A 19711-nucleotide genomic window follows, 5' to 3' on the forward strand; every position below is an offset into this window, starting at 1 on the left:
TCAACGCGAGGTTTGCCGTGGCTCTTGGGAAAAAACGGCCGCAGACGTTCCATTTGTTCGTCCGTCAGCCAAAACAGGTCGCTCATCTTCAGTCTCCTCACAGAGCCTGAATCAAAATTCCCCATTCAAATCAATGGGTCCTGAGCCTAGTACGAATTATTTCACAAATGGCGCCAATACCCGGACAACGGGTCTTGATATTACTGCACGATATTCTTCAGATTTCGGCCAATACGGAAAAGTAGACTGGGACGCAGCAGTCAATTTCAATCATACGAACGTAAAAGATATTGCACGAACAGGGGAGGGGACACCTGTTTTGAATGCTCAGCAGATCAGTTTGATGTCAACGGAAAATCCGGCCAATAAGCTGATTTTTGGTGGGATCTGGCGTCGCGGAAAGTGGAATGTGGCCGTTCATGAAATCCGCTATGGTCATACGACATCCAATCTGACATTTGTCTCCGGCAGCAACGCTTTCTCGACGACAGATTTCTATCATCAGATTAATCGTCCGCGTTTCGTCACCAATCTGGAAGTTGGCTATCAGGTCCTCCCGCAGCTTCATCTGGCGCTGGGTGGCAACAACGTCGGAAATGCCCATCCAAGCCGGGTGCCTTCTTTCACAGCAGATTATAATAACAATCTTTATGATACGCTCAGTCAGCAGCTGTCCGAAGAAGGAGGCTTTTACTATCTGCGGGCTGATCTGACGCTTTGAAACATGGAATATTTAGAAAATCTGTAGGCCTGAAAGAGTCATGAGATGCTAAAAGTTGAAAACCTTTCCAAGGCGTTTGACGGGCGTATTGCACTGGGAAAAGTCAGTTTCTCCGTTCAGGCAGGCGAAATTGTTGGAATTATAGGGCGCTCCGGAGCGGGAAAAACGACACTTTTGCGCTGTTTGAATGGTGCAGAAACGCCTGATACAGGTCACGTTTTTATTGAAGGAAAGGATCTAAGCAGATTTAAAGAGCGTGATCTTCTAGCCCTTCGGCAGCGTATTGGTCTTGTCTTTCAGAGCTTCAACCTTCTGCAGTCCCGAACGGTCACAGGCAACATCTCTCTTGCACTCGAGATTTTAGGGATTCCTAAAAAAGAACGCCTCTATCGAATAGAGAAGCTGATACAACTGGTCGGACTTGAAGGACAGGAGACAAAATATCCGACACAGCTTTCCGGAGGGCAAAAGCAGAGAGTAGGAATAGCGAGAGCTCTAGCAGGAAATCCGGCTATTCTTTTGTGTGATGAAGCAACATCTGCGCTAGACCCAGAGGCAACCACCTCCATTCTCGCTCTTCTTGAAGAAATAAATAAAGAGTTAGGCGTCACGATCGTTCTGATTACCCATGAAATGGATGTTATACGAAACCTTGCTCACCGAGTGCTCGTGCTCGATCAGGGACACATTGTTGAAGATATTTCAACCGAGGCCCTTGCCAAAGGGCAGGCCCATCATGCGTTAACGAGATCCTTCATCAATGACGATCAGGTACATCTCGCTGACTGCCTGCGCTCATTCGTGACCGAGAAGGCGTTTTCGGGCGCTATGCCGGTTTTGCGTTTAGGCAGTATGCAGAATGAGCTATCGTCAACACTACTGACTGATCTCTATCGGACTTTCGGTATTACGGCTTCTATCCTACAGGCTGATATTCGTGGAAAGTCTTCAGGAGGTCACGACACCCTTGTTCTGACTTTATCGCATAATCATGAGCATGCTATTCAATGGCTTTCGCAAAATGTCGAAGAACTGGAGGTCATCGGGTATGCGTCTTCAGATCTTTGAACTGTTTTGCAAAGCAACTCTGGCAACCCTTGAAATGGTTTTCGCATCTGCCGTGATCGCTGTTTTTTTTGGTTTGCCTCTCGCTATTCTTTTAACCATCACAAGACCCGGTGGGCTATGGCCTATACGGTCTATCGGCAGGGTTTTGGGATTTGTTGTCGATCTGACAAGAGCAGTCCCGTTCATTATTCTGCTTTTGATCCTTATTCCTTTTACGCGCTTCGTGGTGGGGACCGCGCTTGGTACCGCTGCTGCAATCGTGCCTCTTTCCATCACAGCGATCCCTTATTTTGCGCGCATTGCAGAAGTGTCGTTAAGAGAGGTGAGTCCAGAATTAATCGATGCCGTTCGCGCAATGGGTGCAACACGAGCAAAAATCGTGCGCTCTGTGCTCATTCCCGAAGCGTTGCCTGGTCTGGTTTCTGGTTTGACCGTGACACTGGTTAGCCTGATCAGTGCGTCCGCCATGGCAGGTGTTGTTGGTGCTGGAGGGCTGGGAGATCTGGCGATCAGGTACGGATATCAAAGATTTAATACTGCCATGATGTTATGGGTTGTGAGTATTCTTGTTGCATTGACGATTATCGTTCAGTTTTGCGGGAATATAGTTTCTGCACGTTTGAAAGCATATAATCGTTAGTCTCAGGGCATATAACCACAAGATGACGGATGGTGATCGGAAGATGGCTGGCGGACGAGCAGATAATTTGACGCATCAAAGATGGCATGAATACGACGCTTTACGCAGTTAATGAGGAAAACAGACGTCCGCTTCCCTTTTGAACAGTCTTTTCCTGCCCAATGGCTGCTGAGAGATCGTGAGTATGCCGCGGACTGGCTTAGGCTCAGGACCCATTGATTTGAATGGGGAATTTTGATTCAGGCTCTGTGAGGAGACTGAAGATGAGCGACCTGTTTTGGCTGACGGACGAACAAATGGAACGTCTGCGGCCGTTTTTTCCCAAGAGCCACGGCAAACCTCGCGTTGAGGGCGACATGGGCATTTTCATGCGGATGATGGATGGCCTGTCTACTGCGAAAGCCGAGCCTCAGACGATTATGATTGATGCGACGTATCTCAAGGCGCACCGCACGGCTTCAAGCCTGCGGCTAAAAAAGGGGATCCAGGCCGCCTGATCGGTCGCACCAAAGGCGGTATGAACACCAAACTGCATGCGGTCACCGATCAGAACGGACGACCGCTGAGCTTTTTCATGACTGCGGGGCAGATCAGCGATTATACTGGTGCCGCTGCCCTGTTGGACAGTCTTCCTGCAGCACAATGGATGCTGGGAGATCGAGGGTATGACGCCGACTGGTTCAGGGACGCCCTGGAAGAGAAAGGGATAAAGCCCTGCATTCCAGGACGAAAATCTCGCGGAAAACCGGTCAAATACGATAAGAGAAAATATAAACGCCGCAATCGCATTGAGATCATGTTCGGAAGGCTCAAGGACTGGCGGCGGGTCGCAACCCGCTACGATAGATGCCCGACCGTCTTCTTCTCAACCATCTGCCTCGCCGCAACCGTCATGTTCTGGCTATGAGTCCTGAGCCTAGCGACGCGCCTTGTAAGAAAAAGGGGTCAAACCCTGGAAATCTCGCGGGGAACCGAGCAAATACGACAAGCGGAAATATAAACGCTGCAACCGCATCGAGATTATGTTCGGAAGGCTCAAGGACTGGTGGCAGGTCGCAACCTGCTACGACAGATGCCCGACCGTCATCTTCTGGCTATGAGCCCTATATTTAATGCAAACATTCACTCAACAGATAGCATCTCAGATGGAAATCTATCATGTCCAAAGGCAAACCCTTGGGTAAAATAGGTCCGTGCAAAACGCCGCACCGTCCTTTGTAATGGACAAGGTGGCCTTATTATTGGTTGAAAATGCCTCCCATCTTATTTCTGACCGTTCTTCTACCGAAACAAAGTCTCTCCAGATATTATGTATGATACGCGAAATCTTTGGATCAACATCTTGATATCTCGTTGGTAAGTTCGCTCTGTTATAGCCTTCCCGCCACCATACGTTTGCCAGTTCGGCACCATGTGGGGCACCCGTTTCATTGGGGCCGATGCTTCCGAAAAGATATTTATGAACGGGCTGAAATTTGCTCAGTGCAAGGGCATAGCGGGTCGTCGGGTTTTGAAAGACAAGATCCCCTGCGACCGCACGCCATATTCCCAGAGGGTCATGGTGGGGTAGGGCATCCCGATAGCGGTTCACGATATCGGTCCCACTCAGGCCGAGAGGCTGTACTCTTGGGTCCAGTAAGCGCGCAGTATCTGTAAATGTGAGATGCGAGTGCACGCTGGAATGGGACAGGTATTCCGCCGATGTCGTGCCAATCATAACTGCAACCTGCGTTACCAGCCCTTGGACAGCGGCTGTTTCTGGATCAAGGGGTAAGGACGCAGCGTCAATGACTGGCTGGAAGGGAATTCCTACAATTGTGACTCGGCCGTCTCGAGTGAAGTCATGCTGTTCGTAGGATTCATTGCAGATCTCTTGCTGAGCAGCGAGAAGCTGATGAATGGGTATCGCTTCGAGGGTTTGAAGTGATGGCTGGCCGAGACGTTTCAGAAAGCGTTGTGTCGTCAGGCGTGCGTCTTTGTGTGGGAGCACCGCTGGGGTAGCTCCGGACTGGATCATGGTCCGGGAAAACAATCCTTTTGCCGCAGGCATGGCCATAAGAGTGGAAACGGCAAATCCACCCGCAGATCGTCCGGCCAGAGTGACGCGTTCGGGGTCTCCTCCAAAGAGGGCGATGTGCTTCTGAACCCACTCCAAAGCTTTGATGATATCAAGTAGCCCGCGATTTTCGGGCGCGCCATCCAGGCTTAAAAATCCCAGTGCTCCCAATCTGTAATTGAGCGTTACTTCAACAATTCCGCTTGCTGCGAAGGCGCCTGTCTGGAGGAGTGGTTCGTTTCCGGAACCGACGGCGTATCCGCCTCCGTGCAGCCAGACAAGAACGGGAGCTTTTCCCTCCCGGGCTGGACTACGGATATTGAGGGTTAGAAAATCCTCACCGGCATCCAGCATGGATGTGGCCCCTTTCCCAACAGGTCCATAGGTTGGGATCTGTGGGCAGACGGCACCAAGGCGGTGAGCGGATCTCACACCGGTCCAGGGTGCAACGTCCTGAGGTGCTGCGAACCGATTTCCAGGAACAATAGGGGCGGCATAGGGAACGCTCAGGAATGTCAGAATTCCGTTTTCTGTGAAGCCTTCTATCGCGCCACTTTCGATCATAATCTGCGTCATGAGATGTTCCTTCACTGCTTTATCCGCCGACGGCCCGACGAAGATTGATCAGACGTTCAATGATGATGATGGGTACCAGACTGAGGAGCACCACGAGGACTGAGAGCGACGCGACCTGCGGGTCCGTCCGGAACTGGATGTACTGATAGATGGCGAGTGGCAGCGTAACGGCTCTATGGCCTGCAATGAACAGGGCGATAACGGCTTCGTCGAAGGAAAACAGGAATGCGATCAGAAATCCGGTGATGAGGTGTGGCCTGAGTGCGGGTAGAATGACACGGCAGAAACTCTGCCAGGGCGAAGCGCCGTGAATGCGAGCGGCTTCTTCTAGTGTGCGGTCCAACTGTGCAATCCCGGAGGACACAATGCGCGTCGTATAGGGCAGTGTGATGCTGATATGGGCCAGAATCAATCCTGTCAGCGTGTCCAGGAGGCCAAGCGGTTGCAGGGTCATCATCAGTCCGACCGCCAGCACGATATGGGGCATCAGCATTGGAGAAAGAAAGAACCATTGCAGGCTTTGCCGTCCCGGGAAGTGGCCTCTCACCAGAGCAAAAGCAGCGCTCGTCCCCACAATCAGGGAGAGCCCCGCAGAGCATCCTCCGATCAACAGACTGGTTTTTCCAGCCTGAAGGAAAAGGGGGTTATGCAACACCCTGGCATATGAAATTAGGGAAAAACTCGCGGGTGGAAAGCTGAGGTAGGGACGTATATCGAACGACACGATCAGCACGATAATCAATGGTGCGAGCAGGAATAGGTAAATCAGGCCAATCAGAAGATGCCACGCCACCCTGACGGTTCGGTCGTGTTTCATGACTGGCTCTCCACGCGCTGAAGAATTCTCTGATAGAGCGTCACGAATATTCCGAAAAAGGCCAGGAGGGTAATGGACAGGGCGCCGGCAAATGGCCAGTCCAGAGCTATGGTCGTCTGGTTGAAGATTTCTGTTGCAAGGACAAAGACGCGCCCTCCGCCCATCAACTGAGGTGTCACGAGTGAGCTGATTGCGAGAACGAAGACAAGCAGCGAGGCTGTCATCAGTCCTGGAAGGGAGAGAGGCAGCAAGACGCGCCAGAAGACCTGAAGGCGACGTGCCCCGAGGAGGGAGGCCGCCTGTTCAAGCTCCGCATCCAGACGGCTCAGGTGGCTGAGGATGGAAATAATGCCATAAGGCAGCAGGATCTCCACCAGCGCGACAACCGTGGCAAAGGGACCGTTATCCAATCGTGTGGGCTGCGCCAGAATGCCAGCCCACACGAGGGTCGTGTTAATGAGGCCATGTCGCCCGAGGATGACCATCCAGCCGTAGGTCCGGATGACTGTGGATGTCAGGAGGGGCGCAATGGCCAGCGCTGTCAGGGTGCCTCGCCAGCGGCTTTGCGACCGGGCAAGGAAAAGCGCGACGGGAAAAGCCATTGGGACGGTAATGACAACACAGAGCAGCCCAATGAAAATCGTGCGTCCAATGACCCACCAGTAAAAACTGTCCTCGAAAAGCCGGACATAGGCGTGGAGGGAGAGTGTATGTCCGGTCGTAGGCTGGAGAGACGTCCTGGCCAGCCAGAGGAGCGGGAAGACGAATGTCACGACAAGGGCCGCAACACCCGGAAGGATGAGCAGGACCTGCAGCCAGGACGGCTGTTTTCTGACAGACACCCTCATGAACTCGGATGGCCTGAAGTGAGGGTGTCGGAGATCGGCTCTTGAAGGACTGACATGTCGCTGGCCTGCCAGTGCAGGTCAACCATGTCTCCCATCTGGGCTGGTTGGCCCTGATCTTCCTGCTGTTCAACGGTGAGTGTTACATACCCGACACGGACCAGATAAGTTCGGCGCTCACCCGTGTAAACAACGTTTTCGATCACACCCTGGCAGCATGTTTCGAGACTGTTGCCCAGTCTGATGCGATGGGGACGGATCAAGAGGGTTCTGCGGCCTTTCCAGCCTTCGGAAAAGCCAATGAAAAGTGTGCCGATGCCTTCCGCATGGATACGTTTGCTATCGACCCACACAGCCTCGATGAAGTTGCTGCGTCCCACGAAGGACGCCACGAACCGGTTTGCGGGACGAGTATACAGATCTGCCGGTGTGCCAAACTGCTGGAGGCGTCCTTCCGACATGACGGCAACCTGATCCGCAATGGACAGAGCTTCGTCCTGATCATGCGTCACAAAGATGGCGGTGATCCCAAGGCGTTTCTGGAGCGCACGAATTTCCGTGCGCACCGTATCGCGCAACCGGATATCAAGATTGGCCAGCGGCTCATCCAGCATGAGAATGTCAGGCTCGATGGCAAGCGCCCGCGCCAGTGCCACTCGTTGCCGTTGTCCGCCGGAGAGTTCAGTGATGCGCCTGTTCTCCAGCCCGGTCAGGTGCAGGAGAGAGACCAGTTCCACCACACGCCGCCGGCTCTCTTCCCCTTTGATCCCCCGGACATCCAGGCCAAAGCTGATATTGCGGGCGACGGAGAGGTGAGGAAACAGGGCATAAGATTGAAACACCATTCCCATGTTGCGTGCGTGAAGAGGGGTTTCCGTCATTTGACGCCCCGCAACGTGCAACTGTCCTGAATCAACCGGGGTCAGGCCTGCAATCATGCGGAGTAGGGTGGTTTTTCCGCATCCGGAAGGGCCCAGTAAGGTCAGCATCTGCCCGCGTTTCAGCGTAAAGCTGACGTCATCGACGGAACGCCTTTCTGCGCCCGGAAATTGCCTCGTGAAGCCGCTGACGGAGAGATAGGCTGGTGTTGAGTCTGTTTCAGCCACTGATGACCTCACGTTGAATACGGCGGATCCAGCTATTGTAGTGCTGGCTAACGAAACCCCAGTCCAGATGCAGTTCACGGCGTGCTGTCTCTGGTCGGCCGAAAATTGCTTCGGATGTCTCTTCTGACAGTACAACCTGACGGTTTACAGGCCCATAAAACGCGACATTCGCAAAGGCTGTCTGCACGTCCGGGGAAAGGGCATGTTCAATGAAGGCCTGCGCCAGTCTGGTGCGTTGCGGAGGGGCCGTCAGGTTGAGCGTATTGATCTGTGCGACGCTGCCTTCAGACGGAACGACAGCACGCAGCGTATCCGGATTGTCCCGTGCAAGCATCTGGCCGCGGCCGTTCCATCCAACACCCAAGGCAATCGTCTGGGCCAGCGTCAGGGTGTAAATGTCGGGCTGTGCGTTCCAGGTTGCGACATAGGGGGCAAACTGTCGCATGAGGGTCAGTCCCGGCTCGATGTTCTGCCTGTAGTCCCCTCCGGCCATGCGCGTCAGAAGGGGAAGGAGTACAACGCCACGCGTATCCTCGACAGGCATGGCGATCTGGTCCGTCAAATCGGGACGCCCAAGTTCACGCCAGCTTTCCGGAGGACGCGTCAGAACGCGGCTGTCATAAATGAGCGACAGATTATCCCGTGAGAATGCGACACCATTCATGGCATCGAAGCGTCCCCAGTCCGGGATATCGCGCAGGGTCGGGATCTCTTCCTCCCGTAGAATGAAAGTTAGTCCTTCCTGTTTGGCAAGAATAGCGACCGATACATCCGCAATGGCGACATCAATCTGCGGTGCTTCCCGTTCCAGCCGTAGCGCTGCAAGAAGCTGTGCAGAATTGATGATGGGGCGGTACGTCACGCGGACGCCCGGCATGGCGCGTTCGAAACTGTTGATCACGATGGCCTGAAACGCTTTCTGGAAGGGCCCATGAAAGCCGGCTACCGACAATTCCAGATCGCCATCCGCCGCCCGTGCATGTCGCCATGCGGGCAGTGTTGCCAGACCGCCAAGAACCTTGCGACGCGTCGTGAAGTGGGGAGCGGTTGGCATGAGCCGCGTCAGACCTCTGGTGTCCATGTGTCGCGATACAGGCGCAGCCAGTTCTGTCCGAGAATTTTCTCGATTAGCCCTGTGGACCACCCACGGCGCATCATGGCGTCTGTCAGGTTGGGTGTTTCTGGGATGCTGGCAAAGCCCGATGGCTTGCGGATCGTGGTACGGCCAAATTCTGTCAGCTGACGCCCATATCCCTTGTCACGGTTCGCCCAGAGCAGCCAAGGGCCAGGACGGGGATGTCCTGTACTGAAATCGGTACCCATCGCAATGTGGTCTTCACCCACGATGTTCAGGACATGGGTCATGGCATCCAGATAATCATCGATTGTCGCGTCATTCCCCGCACGTAATCCGGGAGAGAACAGGCTGACACCCACGATGCCGCCTTTTTCGGCGCAGGCTCGGAACAGATAATCTGGCTTGTTGCGTTTCACATCCCGAAGCGCGCGTGGCAGCACATGTGAAATACAGACTGGGCGTCGGGAGTGCTCAATCACGTCGGCGGACGTCAGGTCGCCTACATGACTCAGATCGCACAGCACGCCATGACGGTTCATTTCATGAAGAACCTCGCGTCCGAAGCCTGTCAGGCCACTGTCACGCTCTTCAAGATAGCCAGCCCCTGAATAGTTCTGGGTGTTGTAGGTCAACTGCATGGTATTGACGCCCAGCAGTTTGAAAAGCCGTACATAATCCAGACGGTCTTCCAATGGGGACGTGTTCTGCCAGCCGATACTGATCCCTGTGCGATTGGTGCGTTTGGCGGTCTCGATATCCGCGACGGAGCGGATTGGGATGATCAGATCTGCATTTTCAGCAAAGTGCCGCTCCCAGGTTCGGACATACGCCATGCCCTCACTGAAGTTCTCCCACAGCAGGGACGCAGCATTGACAACGGTCAGGCCGCCGGCACGCATCTGTTCAAAGATTTCGCGGCTCCAGGCACAGGTCTGAAGGCCATCAATCACGATGCTGCGTTGGTGCAGCTGAAAGGAATCCTCGGTCATGCGTTACTCTTCACCTTTGTGGATGTGCCGTTGACAATCTGTTCGGGGTGCCATTCATCCCCAAGGAGTTCTGGTCGGTCGAACTCACGGAAAATATTCAGCCAGTCCTGGCTGTTTTCGCGCAGGAAAGATGCTGCGACACCATGGACCAGCCTTTGAACAGCCTCATCCATCGCGGGTGCGCCACTCGTGAGCTTGCCATGGCTCAGCACAGAGGCAAAGCACAGACAATAAATCCGGGATAACGGCTCTTTGTCACTGTCTTCGCGTGCAACGAACGAAAAATCCGGTGCCAGATACGGAGATTGGCCGAGAGATTTACTCTCTTCTCCGGCTGGAGGCGTATAATGATCGTCCCAGAGGCTGATCTTGGACGCAAATGAGGAAAGTTCTGGTCGAGATGTAACGTCACAGGAAAAACCGGTCGCAAAAATCAGAAAATCCAGCTCCGTTTCACCATGAGGCGTTGTGACGGTTAACGCAGATGCTGTTTCTTCGACCGAGAGCAGGGGGGCATTCACATGCAGTCTTGCATTCTTGTGCCTGAAAACCCGGCGCGTACTGTCGCGTGGGGGAGGGACTGGCGCATCAAGCCCAAGGCGCATCATCTCCCATTTTACTGCGTCTGGCAGGCCAACATATCCCATGACCAGCCCATCACTGCTGATCCCGGTGAACTTGTCCACACTTGGGAGGGCTTCGCGACGGACGAAAAGGTCAACGCCAGCAGCGCCAGCCTCCAGAGCGCTCGCAGCGTTGTCCATTGCAGAGGCGCCTGCTCCTACGACCCCAACACGCTTTCCAGCAAGCGCTGTGAAATCGATCATATCGGCGGAGTGGGCGCAGAACCGGGAGGAGATCCCACTGGCAACAGAAGGAAGGGATGGGGCGCCCAGTCCGTCTATTCCTGTTGCCAGTATAACGCGTCGGGCCAAAACTGGAGTGCTTTCTCCTCGCACTGTAACCCTGATGAGCCCATCGTCCTGCGGGGCAATATCTGTGACGTCCATTCCGTTACGAACTGGTAGATCCAGAATGCGTCGATACCAGATGAGGTAATCCATCCACTGTGCGCGTGGAATTTTGTTTAGGCGTTCCCACGCCGCGTTACCGAACTGCGCTTCAAACCAGGCGCGAAACGTCAGGCTGGGAATGCCCAAAGCCGGACCGCAGGCAGATTTCGCTGTACGGAGTGTAACCATGCGGCCGTAGGTGACCCAGGGGCCTTCTGTGCCTTCAGGAGCGCGATCAAGGCAGATGACTGAACTGATGCCACGAAGCCGCAGAGCCGCAGTCGCCGCGAGCCCGATCATGCCTGCGCCGACCACCACCACGTCATAGGTTGGTTCAGGCGCATCATGGAGTGGAAGAACCCATGGTTTTGCCGGGAGGTTCAGATAATCCAGATCGCGGTGAATACGGGCTTCAAGGTCCTGAAGATCGAGCGCTGGCGCTGGTGTGGTGGCCTCAATTCCTTTTGGCATCTGGTGCTCCTGGCTCGGTCTGAAAAAGGCGTGTGTGAAGTTTTTCGAGCGCTTCGGGTGGGTGCCGGATAAAATCTGGCAAAAGGGTACGCGCTGTGATTTCGATCTGTTCGATGAAGCGAAGAATGCCGCTGTCAGCTGCCGAAAACGCCGGTGTCAACACACTCCACGCCCAGGGAATATGTTCCACAATAGGCCGCACGACCGTACCGCCAATGGGAATGCCGTAGGCTGTTACAGGCTCTACAATGGCTACTCCCAGTTCTTCACGGGCACTCATGACAGCATTGAGGGATGTATTGGTTTCTATCCTGGTGAACGAGCTGTTCCCGGATGCCTGAAGAGCTGCGTCGATCGTGCGTCGCAGCCGAAAGGGATTTCCTACGGTCAGAACCTGCTGGGTATGCAGTTGACGAAGAGAAAGGCTGTCGGATTGGGCAAGAGGGTGATCCTCATGCAGAACGGCCACACAGGATGCTTCTCCAATCCAGTGAATGTGCAGATTGGTATCGTCGATGGGCAGGGTCGCCAGACCGACATCAACACTGCCATCCGTCACGGAGCGGACGACCTCATCGGCTGGCATGCCTTTGAAAGACATTGAAATGTCTGAACTGCATTGCATCAGACCGGAGATGGCCCGGGGAACAAGACCGCCAGAGAGTGCAGATGTGGCGCCGCATGTAATCCGGCGATGGTTTCCACCTGCAGCGATTTGTCTGGCTTTCTCCTCAATGTTCTTCAGTCCGATGAAGGAGCGCTTGACCTCATCATAAAGGAGCCGTGCTTCCTGCGTAGCATGCAGCCGCGTCCCGTTCCGCTCGAAAAGGGTAAAGCCAAGTGCTTTTTCCAGTTCCATAATGAGACGGCTGACAGCAGACTGCGTGCGCCCGAGATGACGTGCCGCGCCTGTCATGCTGCCGATCGAAAAGACAGCATGAAAGGCTTCGATCTGACGTCCTGTAATCATGGTTTCAAAATCCGAGGGTGATTGATGTTACCGCTGCAAATCCACCCCCGAGATAATAGCTGGGTGCAGTGCCTGCGATGGACGTCCCATAAATACCTTTTGTGGTCTTGGCATTTGTCCGAACCGTATAGGCGCTGGACAGGTAGTTGCTATCACCGAGGTTCACAAGATTCAGCTGGATCGTCGGGCGATGGATGAAGTGGTAAGTCTTCATGCGGTACCCCAGCGTCATATTGGCCGTCTTGTAAGCGGGGATACTCTCATCATTCATAAACGTTGAGTATTGTGAATCAACGTAATTGAAGAATACGTTGCCGAAAAACTGACCGTCATCATAAGATATGCCTGCAGATGCCGAAAATTTCGGTGTCAGAATTGCACTCTTCCCTTTGGTTGGGAGAAGATCGTTTCCAACAGCAAGGTTGTTGTCGATCGTTGCATGGAGATACTGCCCCGAAACGTATGGGCTCAAATGATGCCAGGGACGAAGGGAAATCTCGACCTGCGCTCCGCGCGTCGTTTGGCCGCCTGCATTGATGAGGTTTGTCGTCAATGCGCCATCAGCATAAACGGATGTCGAAATCTGCCGGTTTGTGAAATTGTAGTTGAAGAAGCCAATGGAGGCATTGATAAGACCAATATGACGATATCCAATTTCTTCGGAAATGGAGTATTCATTCTTGAGGTCAGTTTTTCCAGCCGTCGATATCTTTCCGGTCGAGACACTGAAAGCGTCATAATACGGTACGTCTGACATCGGTGCGTGGAAATTTGTTACCGCGTCGATGAAAATCTGATTGTTTTTGTCAATCTTGTAGCTGGCCTCGAAACGCGGCAGCGGAACTGCGCTATTTGTTCCCCAACGATAGGTCGCACCTGGAATGTTGTTTGTTCCGGATCGTGCCAGAAGCACAGCTTTGAACCCAGCGGTCAGATCAAGCCGATGATTCAGTAGAGACAACCCGTCCTCAATGAAGAAGCCATTGACCTGCTGCATCATGTGGAAATTCTTGGTCGCCAGGATGGAGCCGTTTTGAGTGCGGATATTATTATTGATGATGTCACCTGCCGCACTGACAGGAGAGTAATCGTAGAGGGAGTTTTTGGTCAGATTGCTGTACCAGTAACCAACCTTGAGAGTATTTACGCCTGTCTTCAGCGTGAAATGACCTGAGAAGCCCGTATTGAAGCTGTTGGAGCCTGCAATTGCTGCGGCCACAGCTTTCCCGTTATAGAGCGTAGGGAAGCTGACGGTTCCCGCAGACTGGTTGCCAAGATACAGGCTTCCAGGTGTCAGGGTCGTCCCACTTGGGACCGACCCGCTCATCCACTGATAGTAGGGGGCGATATCAGCCGTCAGACCTTTTGCAAGCGTAAAGTGGCTTGGAGCGCTGATCATCATTGAAGAGCGCTTATATTGATAGAGTCGGTAATAGGTTGTGCTGCCTGGGGTATATTCGCCAGAATAATTGTAGGATTTTCCGTACTGCTTCCATTGCGCAAGAGACAGATATCGTGTTGGGGATTCGTCAATCGTATTCCAGGTAAAGACTGCTGAGGCTCGATTGTCTGCGCCCCATTCTTTTACCGCTTTGGAATCGACATGGTAGCGACGGTTCGTTCCTGGCCCGCGCCAGTTATTGTTGCGGGTATACGAACCAGACATGAATGCCCGGACACCGGAATGGCCGATTTCTCCACTATCCAGACGCAAAAAATCCTTGTTCGTCGCATGCGTTCCGCCTGAAAGCGATAACAGTGCGCCGGCTTTGTGACTGGGGTCCAGCAACGTTTCGGTAATCTGGCCGCCACCTGCATTATAGACAGGAGCGGCAATGTCGCTGCTTCCCTGCGCCAGATCGACACGACCAATATTTTCCGTGTCTGCCCATTCGGACGTATCAGCGATCCCATAAATGGGATCGCCCGCAGGCATTCCTTCAAACACCAGACCGATCTCTGTCTGGTCCAGACCACGAACGGTAATGCTCGTATGGTCCGCGAGACCCAGAGGATCAGAATTGGCCACAACAGCCCCTGGGGACATCTGAAGCAGGTTAAGTGTGTTCGTGGTCGGGGACTGCTTCGCAATATAGTCTCGTGTAACCCCGCTCTGCATGCGTGGAACTGTTTGAACCGGCATGAGGCCTCCGCCGGGTGTCGTATTGGTCACACCTCCGGAGAGCGTCTCTGTTCTGACATGAATTTCTTCCGCTTTGCTGACCGGGGCAGCCTCATGGGTTGTGGCCGCCTTCTTTGGTGTGCGGGAAGGAATTGGCTGTCTATGCATGACGTCATGATCGGACGATTGCTCATCTGCAGCCTGAGCAGTGCCCCCTAATGTCAACAGAATGAGGGTCAGAAGTGCTGGAAACTCACGAGATGCGGACATGGCGGGATCCGGACGAAAAGGTTGGAGGAAACAGGCCCATTCGCATTTTGGCTGTACTCATTAATAACTTTATTAATGAGTACATTTCCATAAGCTACTCAGTGAGTCGTATATTATGTTATCGCATGACGCAACGAGATTAATGATCTAAACTCATTCTTATTCACGATCACTCTTTCATATTGTCAATGTAAGGAACAAAAATGACCGACGAGCAGCCATCGAATGTGGGGACGATCCAGGTTTTTTATGGAATCTCGTCGCCTTGGGCTTATCTTGGGATGCCAAAGCTGCGTGAAATTGCTCGGTCGGAAGGCGTATCACTTGTGCTGCGACCAATTCGGATCATCCAGAGTAATGGCGGAATCCCTTTGCGGGAGCGCCCCACTGCCCGACAGAATTATCATGTGGTTGAATTGACCCGCTGGCGGAAGTTTCTGGATATTCCTCTTAATCTGAAACCGAAATATTATCCCTGCAGAACTATAGAGTATGCGGCTTGTCTTGTTATTGCCGCGGGTCTCAAAGGCTATGACGATGTCGCTTTGTCATGGGCGATTCAATCCGCATTATGGGCCCATGATCAGGATATTGCGGATACGAATACGCTTGAGGGTATTGTTGAAAAAGTACTCCATTGCGACACCAAAGAGCTCTTAGTCTTTTCCCAAACGCCAGAAGTATACGCTGTATGGAAAAAAAACCTGTCTGACGCAGAACAGCTTGGTATCTTTGGTACTCCTACCTACGTCGTCGGAAACGAACTGTTTTGGGGGCAAGACAGGCTGGACTTTGTGCAACGGAAAATTCGTGGGGGACTATGACTATTATTTTCCTTCGTATCTGCCGTTACCTTCCCAACGCACTCTGGAAACTGTGTTTGAGCGGAGAACTCATAAGCCACGGTAGGCCTGTTCTCACGACAAAAGCATTCTCTAGATAATATGGCTTAAGTCTTCCTGGCAGAGTATATTTCGCGAACAATATTGTTCGTGAATACAAACCAATAATAAAATATTAACCCGGCAGAGGTCCGCCGGGTTAACGTCAAACGTCAGCGCAGCCCACCGGAGGCAATGAGTGTTTCGCCTGTCAGCCAGCGCGCATCATCAGAGGCGAGGAACACGGCAAGTGGAGCAATGTCCTGAACCTGGCCGCTACGTCCCAGTGGTGTTTGTGAAATAATGAGCTGTTCCATTTCGGAACCCACAACATTAGCAGTTTTGGTGCCTTCTGTTTCAATCAGGCCAGGATTGATAGCGTTGACCCGAATATTTCTCGGCCCCAGCTCACGCGCGAGAGAACCTGTAATGGCATCAACGGCTCCCTTTGTTCCCGTATAGACCGCAGAATTTGGTGGCGTAATACGAGATACAACGGAGCTGATATTGATAACGCTACCGCCATCATCAAGGTGTTTGGCGGCGGCCTGGGTCGTCAGTAAAGTGCCAAGCACATTGACATTAAAGAGACGATGGAAATGGTCTTCGGTGATCTCGTCGATCGAAGCAAATTCGTAAACCCCGGAATTATTGACGAGAATATCCAAGCGCCCGAATTGACTGATCGCCGCATCCACGATGGCCTGCGCATCGGATTTAAGAGAAACATCTCCCTGAACAGCGATGGCCTGACCGCCATTGCTGGCAATGGCTGAGACGACGGCGTCCGCTCCGGACTTGCTTGAGGCGTAATTGACGACGACAGCGGCCCCCGCTTCGGCGAGTGCCTTGGCAATACCAGCCCCAATTCCTTTAGAGGCGCCGGTTACGATTGCAACTTTTCCGGAAAGTTTGCTCATGGATATGTGCCTGTCTGTATGGGCCAGAACGCACATGCGTACTTTATGCCCGGTTGATAGAGAGCAACGGATTTAAATGTGGAGTAATCGCTCCAACATAAGGCATATAATGTTTGGATCTCTGGTTTCAAGGATTTATGGAGCGATGACACCAAAAAAAGACCCAAGTGGGCGGCGAGGGCGGGGGCGCCCTCAATCCTTCGATCGCAAGGAAGCCTTGTGTGCTGCCATGCGCTTGTTTTGGGATCGCGGCTATGAGGGGACGAGCTTCGATGATCTGATTTCGGTCATGAAGATCAGTGCTTCCAGCTTTTACAATGCTTTCGGAAGCAAAGAGGCGCTGTATCACGAGGTGATTGAGACCTACATGAGTGTCGCTGGAGGTTGGTTTCTCGATATCCTCGGTGAAGATGCCGATACGCGAACTGTCTTTGAGGATTTAACGAGAGCAGCTGCCGTTGAATTTACACGCCCTAACCAGCCTGCAGGCTGCATGATCTCAGTCGCGGCAACGCAATGCTCCCCTAACCAGCACCGTTTGCGCGATCTTTTGGCTAGTCAGCGGACACAGGCAGAAGGCGCTATGGCTGCACGCTTGCAACAGGGATTGGAGGTAGGTGATTTGCCGATAGATACCGATATTGAGGCTTTGGCAGCGTTCTACGGTTCCCTCCTACGCGGCATGGCTGTCCAAGCTCGTGACGGAGCATCACAGGAGCGGCTGATGGAAATCGCGCGGTTTGGGATGAACGCATGGCCAAAGGCATGACCGAGACTTTAAATGCAATCTTGGCAAGCCTACTTACGAAAAAAGTTTTCCGTATTCATGACAAGCAAACCGTTACTTTTAAGAGGCTACATCGAACCAATTGATTGCGCACCCCATGGCACGAAAATATCCGAGTTGGCATAAGAAATATTATGCGACCTAGCGGTGGCTGCCCAATGCTACAAAAACAAGGCCATGTGCGTCATGGCGTTCGGCTTCACCGCCATCTATAACAAACAACCCATGCGGTGCCGCCGCGTGTGCTCAGGTATGGGATTATTTTTCCATAAAATGATGCGCGATCCCACTGAGGGTCCTGCGCCTTGCCTCCTGAGAATATAACGGTGCACCGATCAGGAGTTCATCAGGCCTGTACCGCTCTGCGAAAGAAGAGATATTTTTTGTGACGTCTTCTGCGGTTCCTACGAAGGTATAACGCAGTGTGCTGTCAAGGAGACGTTGTTCCTGACTATTCCAGGACACTGACCGAGGTGCAGGAAAAGTCGACGGACGTCCCTGACGCAGAGCAACGAAATGCTGCTGTAGAGATGTTGCCGCCTGCTGTGCTTCGGTCTGCGTCTCTCCGATCACTGCGTTGATGCCCAGCATAGCATAAGGTGATTGCAACCGCTCCGAAGGCTCAAACCGCTCACGGTACAGCGTCAGAGCCTCTTCCATCAGATCAGGAGCGAAATGGCTGGCGAATGCGAATGGCAGTCCCATGATGGCGGCCAGATGAGCGGAGAAGAGGGACGATCCCAGCAGCCAGACCGGTATAGTCAGCCCCGCGCCCGGAACGGCAAAGACTGCCTGACCCTGTTCCGGCTTTTCAAAATAACGCAGCAGTTCGAACACGTCCTGTGGGAAGCGGTCAGCGGAGGCCGGATCACGACGCAGTGCGCGCATTGTGGCCTGATCGGAGCCGGGCGCCCGTCCCAGCCCAAGATCGATCCGGCCCGGATAAAGGCTTTCCAGCGTGCCGAATGCCTCGGCAACAGCAAGTGGGGCATGGTTTGGCAGCATGATCCCGCCTGCCCCCACCCGGATGGTTTTCGTAGCGCCTGCGACATAGCCGATCACGACCGCAGTCGCAGCGGAGGCAATGCCCGCCATTGAGTGATGTTCAGCCAGCCAGAAACGCTTGAAGCCCAGACTTTCCGCATGCTGCGCAAGATCCGCACTCCGATGAAGCGCCTCGGTAGCCGAACTACCTTCGGTGATGAACGCGAGATCGAGAATTGAAAGTGGAATCATGTTGCAACATCCTGTCACCAGTTTGCCCATACAGGTGGGGTGAACTGTGGGATGTGCCAAGCAGAAAGGGCGAACCTTCCAAAACTCGGGGGACGTCCTGCTCCAACCTCAGAAAGGAATACTGTTCCTACAGGATACGGTCTGTAGAAAAATTAACGATATCTCTCATGAGCCGGCGGTAGCCGGCCTCAGCACCGCAGGATATGCATCAGCTTGATAGGTTTTTTTCTTTAGAGCTACGTTTTAGAAAATAGATTTTTGATGAGGTTCGAGCCATAAATGCTCGGCTGAGACCAGTTTAGGACCATTATGACGACTTACGCTGCGGGAAATATCCGAACACGTTGGGCTACGAGCAGCGATCTCCCTGCGCTGAAAAATCTCATCAACAGATCTATCGACGCATTACAGGTAGGATTTCTCACTCCTGAGCAAATCATCGCCAGTCACGCCGTCATGGGTCTGGATACCCAGTTGGTTGAAGACGGATCCTATCTCATAGCCGAACATGACGGGGTTTTAGCGGGATGCGGAGGATGGAGTAAGCGCGCAACACTTTACGGAGGTGATCACAGCAGCGATCTTCGTGATCCTATTCTACTCAATCCGGAACGAGACCCTGCGAGGATCAGGGCAATGTACACCGATCCCGCGTTCACGCGAAAAGGGATCGGCAGTCTTATTTTGAAGCAGTGCGAACAAGCTGCAGCAGATCATGGTTTCAGAACTGCTGAGCTTATGGCCACTCTCAGTGGAGAACCTCTCTACATCGCCTCCGGTTATTACCCTTTAGAAAGAGTTGAAGCCACAGGGGATGGAGTGAACGTTCCACTGATACGAATGCAAAAAAAATTAAAGCTTTAGTCTTAGCTGGCAGGTCTGTACAAATTTTCCAAAAAATAGACCCCTCCCCACCCTTATGTCCGTTAATTTACTTTATCGGACATAGGGGGTGGGGCCCAAGAAAGACCCGAAAAGGCCTTTTCGAGGCGTGTTCCAGGGGCGCTCATCCAAGAACAACGTCTGCTTCCAGAAAGACAGCCTGATCGTCTCTGGCCCTCTTCGCGATTGCCGTTTCAACTTACGCAGGTCTGTAACCATTCTGAGGCTCGCGGCTGACTTGGGGGGTGAACGGAATGTCCGCT

The 19711-nt window shown here is 53.1% G+C and carries 17 protein-coding genes and 3 pseudogenes; 8 read left to right on the forward strand and 12 right to left on the reverse strand.

The window, feature by feature from the left end:
* Positions 1 to 86 (reverse strand): annotated as a pseudogene (locus tag KP705_RS13675) (IS5/IS1182 family transposase); the annotation flags it as partial.
* Between the two features lie 47 nt (positions 87 to 133).
* On the opposite strand from KP705_RS13675, the gene KP705_RS13680 reads away from it, so the two are divergent.
* From KP705_RS13680 to KP705_RS21430, 5 genes and pseudogenes are all read left to right on the forward strand, one after another.
* A complete protein-coding gene (locus tag KP705_RS13680; RefSeq protein WP_015074836.1) occupies positions 134 to 721 on the forward strand; it encodes a TonB-dependent receptor in 588 nt (195 codons plus the stop codon).
* Positions 722 to 766: 45 nt separating this feature from the next.
* Positions 767 to 1789 carry a methionine ABC transporter ATP-binding protein gene (locus KP705_RS13685; RefSeq protein ID WP_015074835.1) on the forward strand — a complete coding sequence of 341 codons (1023 nt, stop codon included), beginning with the start codon at positions 767 to 769 and terminating at the stop codon, positions 1787 to 1789.
* On the forward strand, positions 1770 to 2429 hold the full coding sequence (locus KP705_RS13690; protein WP_016738654.1) for a methionine ABC transporter permease: 660 nt from the start codon (positions 1770 to 1772) through the stop codon (positions 2427 to 2429). Before KP705_RS13685 ends, KP705_RS13690 begins: the two co-directional genes overlap by 20 nt.
* 263 nt (positions 2430 to 2692) lie before the next feature.
* Positions 2693 to 3336: pseudogene (locus KP705_RS13695) on the forward strand (IS5 family transposase).
* A 64-nt stretch (positions 3337 to 3400) separates the two neighbouring features.
* Positions 3401 to 3529: pseudogene (locus KP705_RS21430) on the forward strand (IS5/IS1182 family transposase); the annotation flags it as partial.
* A gap of 56 nt (positions 3530 to 3585) precedes the next feature.
* Here the strand turns inward: KP705_RS21430 and KP705_RS13700 are convergent.
* The 9 genes from KP705_RS13700 to KP705_RS13740 are packed head-to-tail and all read right to left on the reverse strand — an operon-like array spanning position 3586 to position 14742.
* Positions 3586 to 5061: a carboxylesterase/lipase family protein gene (locus KP705_RS13700; RefSeq protein WP_016738655.1), complete on the reverse strand. Its 1476-nt coding sequence runs from the start codon at positions 5059 to 5061 to the stop codon at positions 3586 to 3588.
* 19 nt (positions 5062 to 5080) lie between these two features.
* Positions 5081 to 5878 carry an ABC transporter permease gene (locus KP705_RS13705; protein ID WP_016738656.1) on the reverse strand — a complete coding sequence of 266 codons (798 nt, stop codon included), beginning with the start codon at positions 5876 to 5878 and terminating at the stop codon, positions 5081 to 5083.
* Complete coding sequence (locus tag KP705_RS13710) at positions 5875 to 6726, reverse strand: ABC transporter permease (protein WP_041240878.1); 852 nt, start codon at positions 6724 to 6726, stop codon at positions 5875 to 5877. Before KP705_RS13710 ends, KP705_RS13705 begins: the two co-directional genes overlap by 4 nt.
* Entirely contained in the window at positions 6723 to 7829 is a 1107-nt protein-coding gene (locus KP705_RS21150; protein ID WP_015075083.1) for an ABC transporter ATP-binding protein, read from the reverse strand. Before KP705_RS21150 ends, KP705_RS13710 begins: the two co-directional genes overlap by 4 nt.
* Positions 7822 to 8883, reverse strand: coding sequence for an extracellular solute-binding protein (locus tag KP705_RS13720; protein WP_252348402.1), 1062 nt, complete (start codon positions 8881 to 8883; stop codon positions 7822 to 7824). The genes KP705_RS21150 and KP705_RS13720 overlap by 8 nt, the downstream gene beginning before the upstream one ends.
* Positions 8884 to 8891: 8 nt before the next feature.
* Positions 8892 to 9896: a membrane dipeptidase gene (locus tag KP705_RS13725; RefSeq protein ID WP_015075081.1), complete on the reverse strand. Its 1005-nt coding sequence runs from the start codon at positions 9894 to 9896 to the stop codon at positions 8892 to 8894.
* Positions 9893 to 11380 carry an NAD(P)-binding domain-containing protein gene (locus KP705_RS13730; RefSeq protein WP_015075080.1) on the reverse strand — a complete coding sequence of 496 codons (1488 nt, stop codon included), beginning with the start codon at positions 11378 to 11380 and terminating at the stop codon, positions 9893 to 9895. The genes KP705_RS13725 and KP705_RS13730 overlap by 4 nt, the downstream gene beginning before the upstream one ends.
* Positions 11364 to 12350 carry a LysR family transcriptional regulator gene (locus KP705_RS13735; protein WP_015075079.1) on the reverse strand — a complete coding sequence of 329 codons (987 nt, stop codon included), beginning with the start codon at positions 12348 to 12350 and terminating at the stop codon, positions 11364 to 11366. Before KP705_RS13735 ends, KP705_RS13730 begins: the two co-directional genes overlap by 17 nt.
* Positions 12351 to 12354: 4 nt before the next feature.
* On the reverse strand, positions 12355 to 14742 hold the full coding sequence (locus KP705_RS13740) for a TonB-dependent receptor (protein ID WP_015075078.1): 2388 nt from the start codon (positions 14740 to 14742) through the stop codon (positions 12355 to 12357).
* Between the two features lie 203 nt (positions 14743 to 14945).
* On the opposite strand from KP705_RS13740, the gene KP705_RS13745 reads away from it, so the two are divergent.
* Positions 14946 to 15566: a 2-hydroxychromene-2-carboxylate isomerase gene (locus KP705_RS13745; protein WP_015075077.1), complete on the forward strand. Its 621-nt coding sequence runs from the start codon at positions 14946 to 14948 to the stop codon at positions 15564 to 15566.
* 230 nt (positions 15567 to 15796) lie between these two features.
* Here the strand turns inward: KP705_RS13745 and KP705_RS13750 are convergent, their stop codons facing one another.
* Positions 15797 to 16543, reverse strand: a complete 747-nt coding sequence (locus KP705_RS13750) for a glucose 1-dehydrogenase (protein WP_016738676.1) — start codon at positions 16541 to 16543, stop codon at positions 15797 to 15799.
* Positions 16544 to 16688: 145 nt separating this feature from the next.
* On the opposite strand from KP705_RS13750, the gene KP705_RS13755 reads away from it, so the two are divergent.
* On the forward strand, positions 16689 to 17312 hold the full coding sequence (locus KP705_RS13755) for a TetR/AcrR family transcriptional regulator (protein WP_235271850.1): 624 nt from the start codon (positions 16689 to 16691) through the stop codon (positions 17310 to 17312).
* 276 nt (positions 17313 to 17588) lie between these two features.
* Here KP705_RS13755 and KP705_RS13760 read toward each other — a convergent pair whose 3' ends face one another.
* The gene (locus tag KP705_RS13760; protein WP_016738678.1) at positions 17589 to 18566 is read right to left on the reverse strand and encodes an LLM class flavin-dependent oxidoreductase; all 978 of its coding nucleotides are present in this window, start codon (positions 18564 to 18566) and stop codon (positions 17589 to 17591) included.
* Between the two features lie 309 nt (positions 18567 to 18875).
* On the opposite strand from KP705_RS13760, the gene KP705_RS13765 reads away from it, so the two are divergent.
* On the forward strand, positions 18876 to 19430 hold the full coding sequence (locus tag KP705_RS13765) for a GNAT family N-acetyltransferase (RefSeq protein ID WP_015075073.1): 555 nt from the start codon (positions 18876 to 18878) through the stop codon (positions 19428 to 19430).
* The last annotated feature ends 281 nt before the right edge of the window (positions 19431 to 19711 follow it).

Source organism: Gluconobacter sp. P1D12_c (genome assembly GCF_018812105.1).
GTDB classification, from domain to species: Bacteria; Pseudomonadota; Alphaproteobacteria; order Acetobacterales; family Acetobacteraceae; genus Gluconobacter; species Gluconobacter oxydans_A.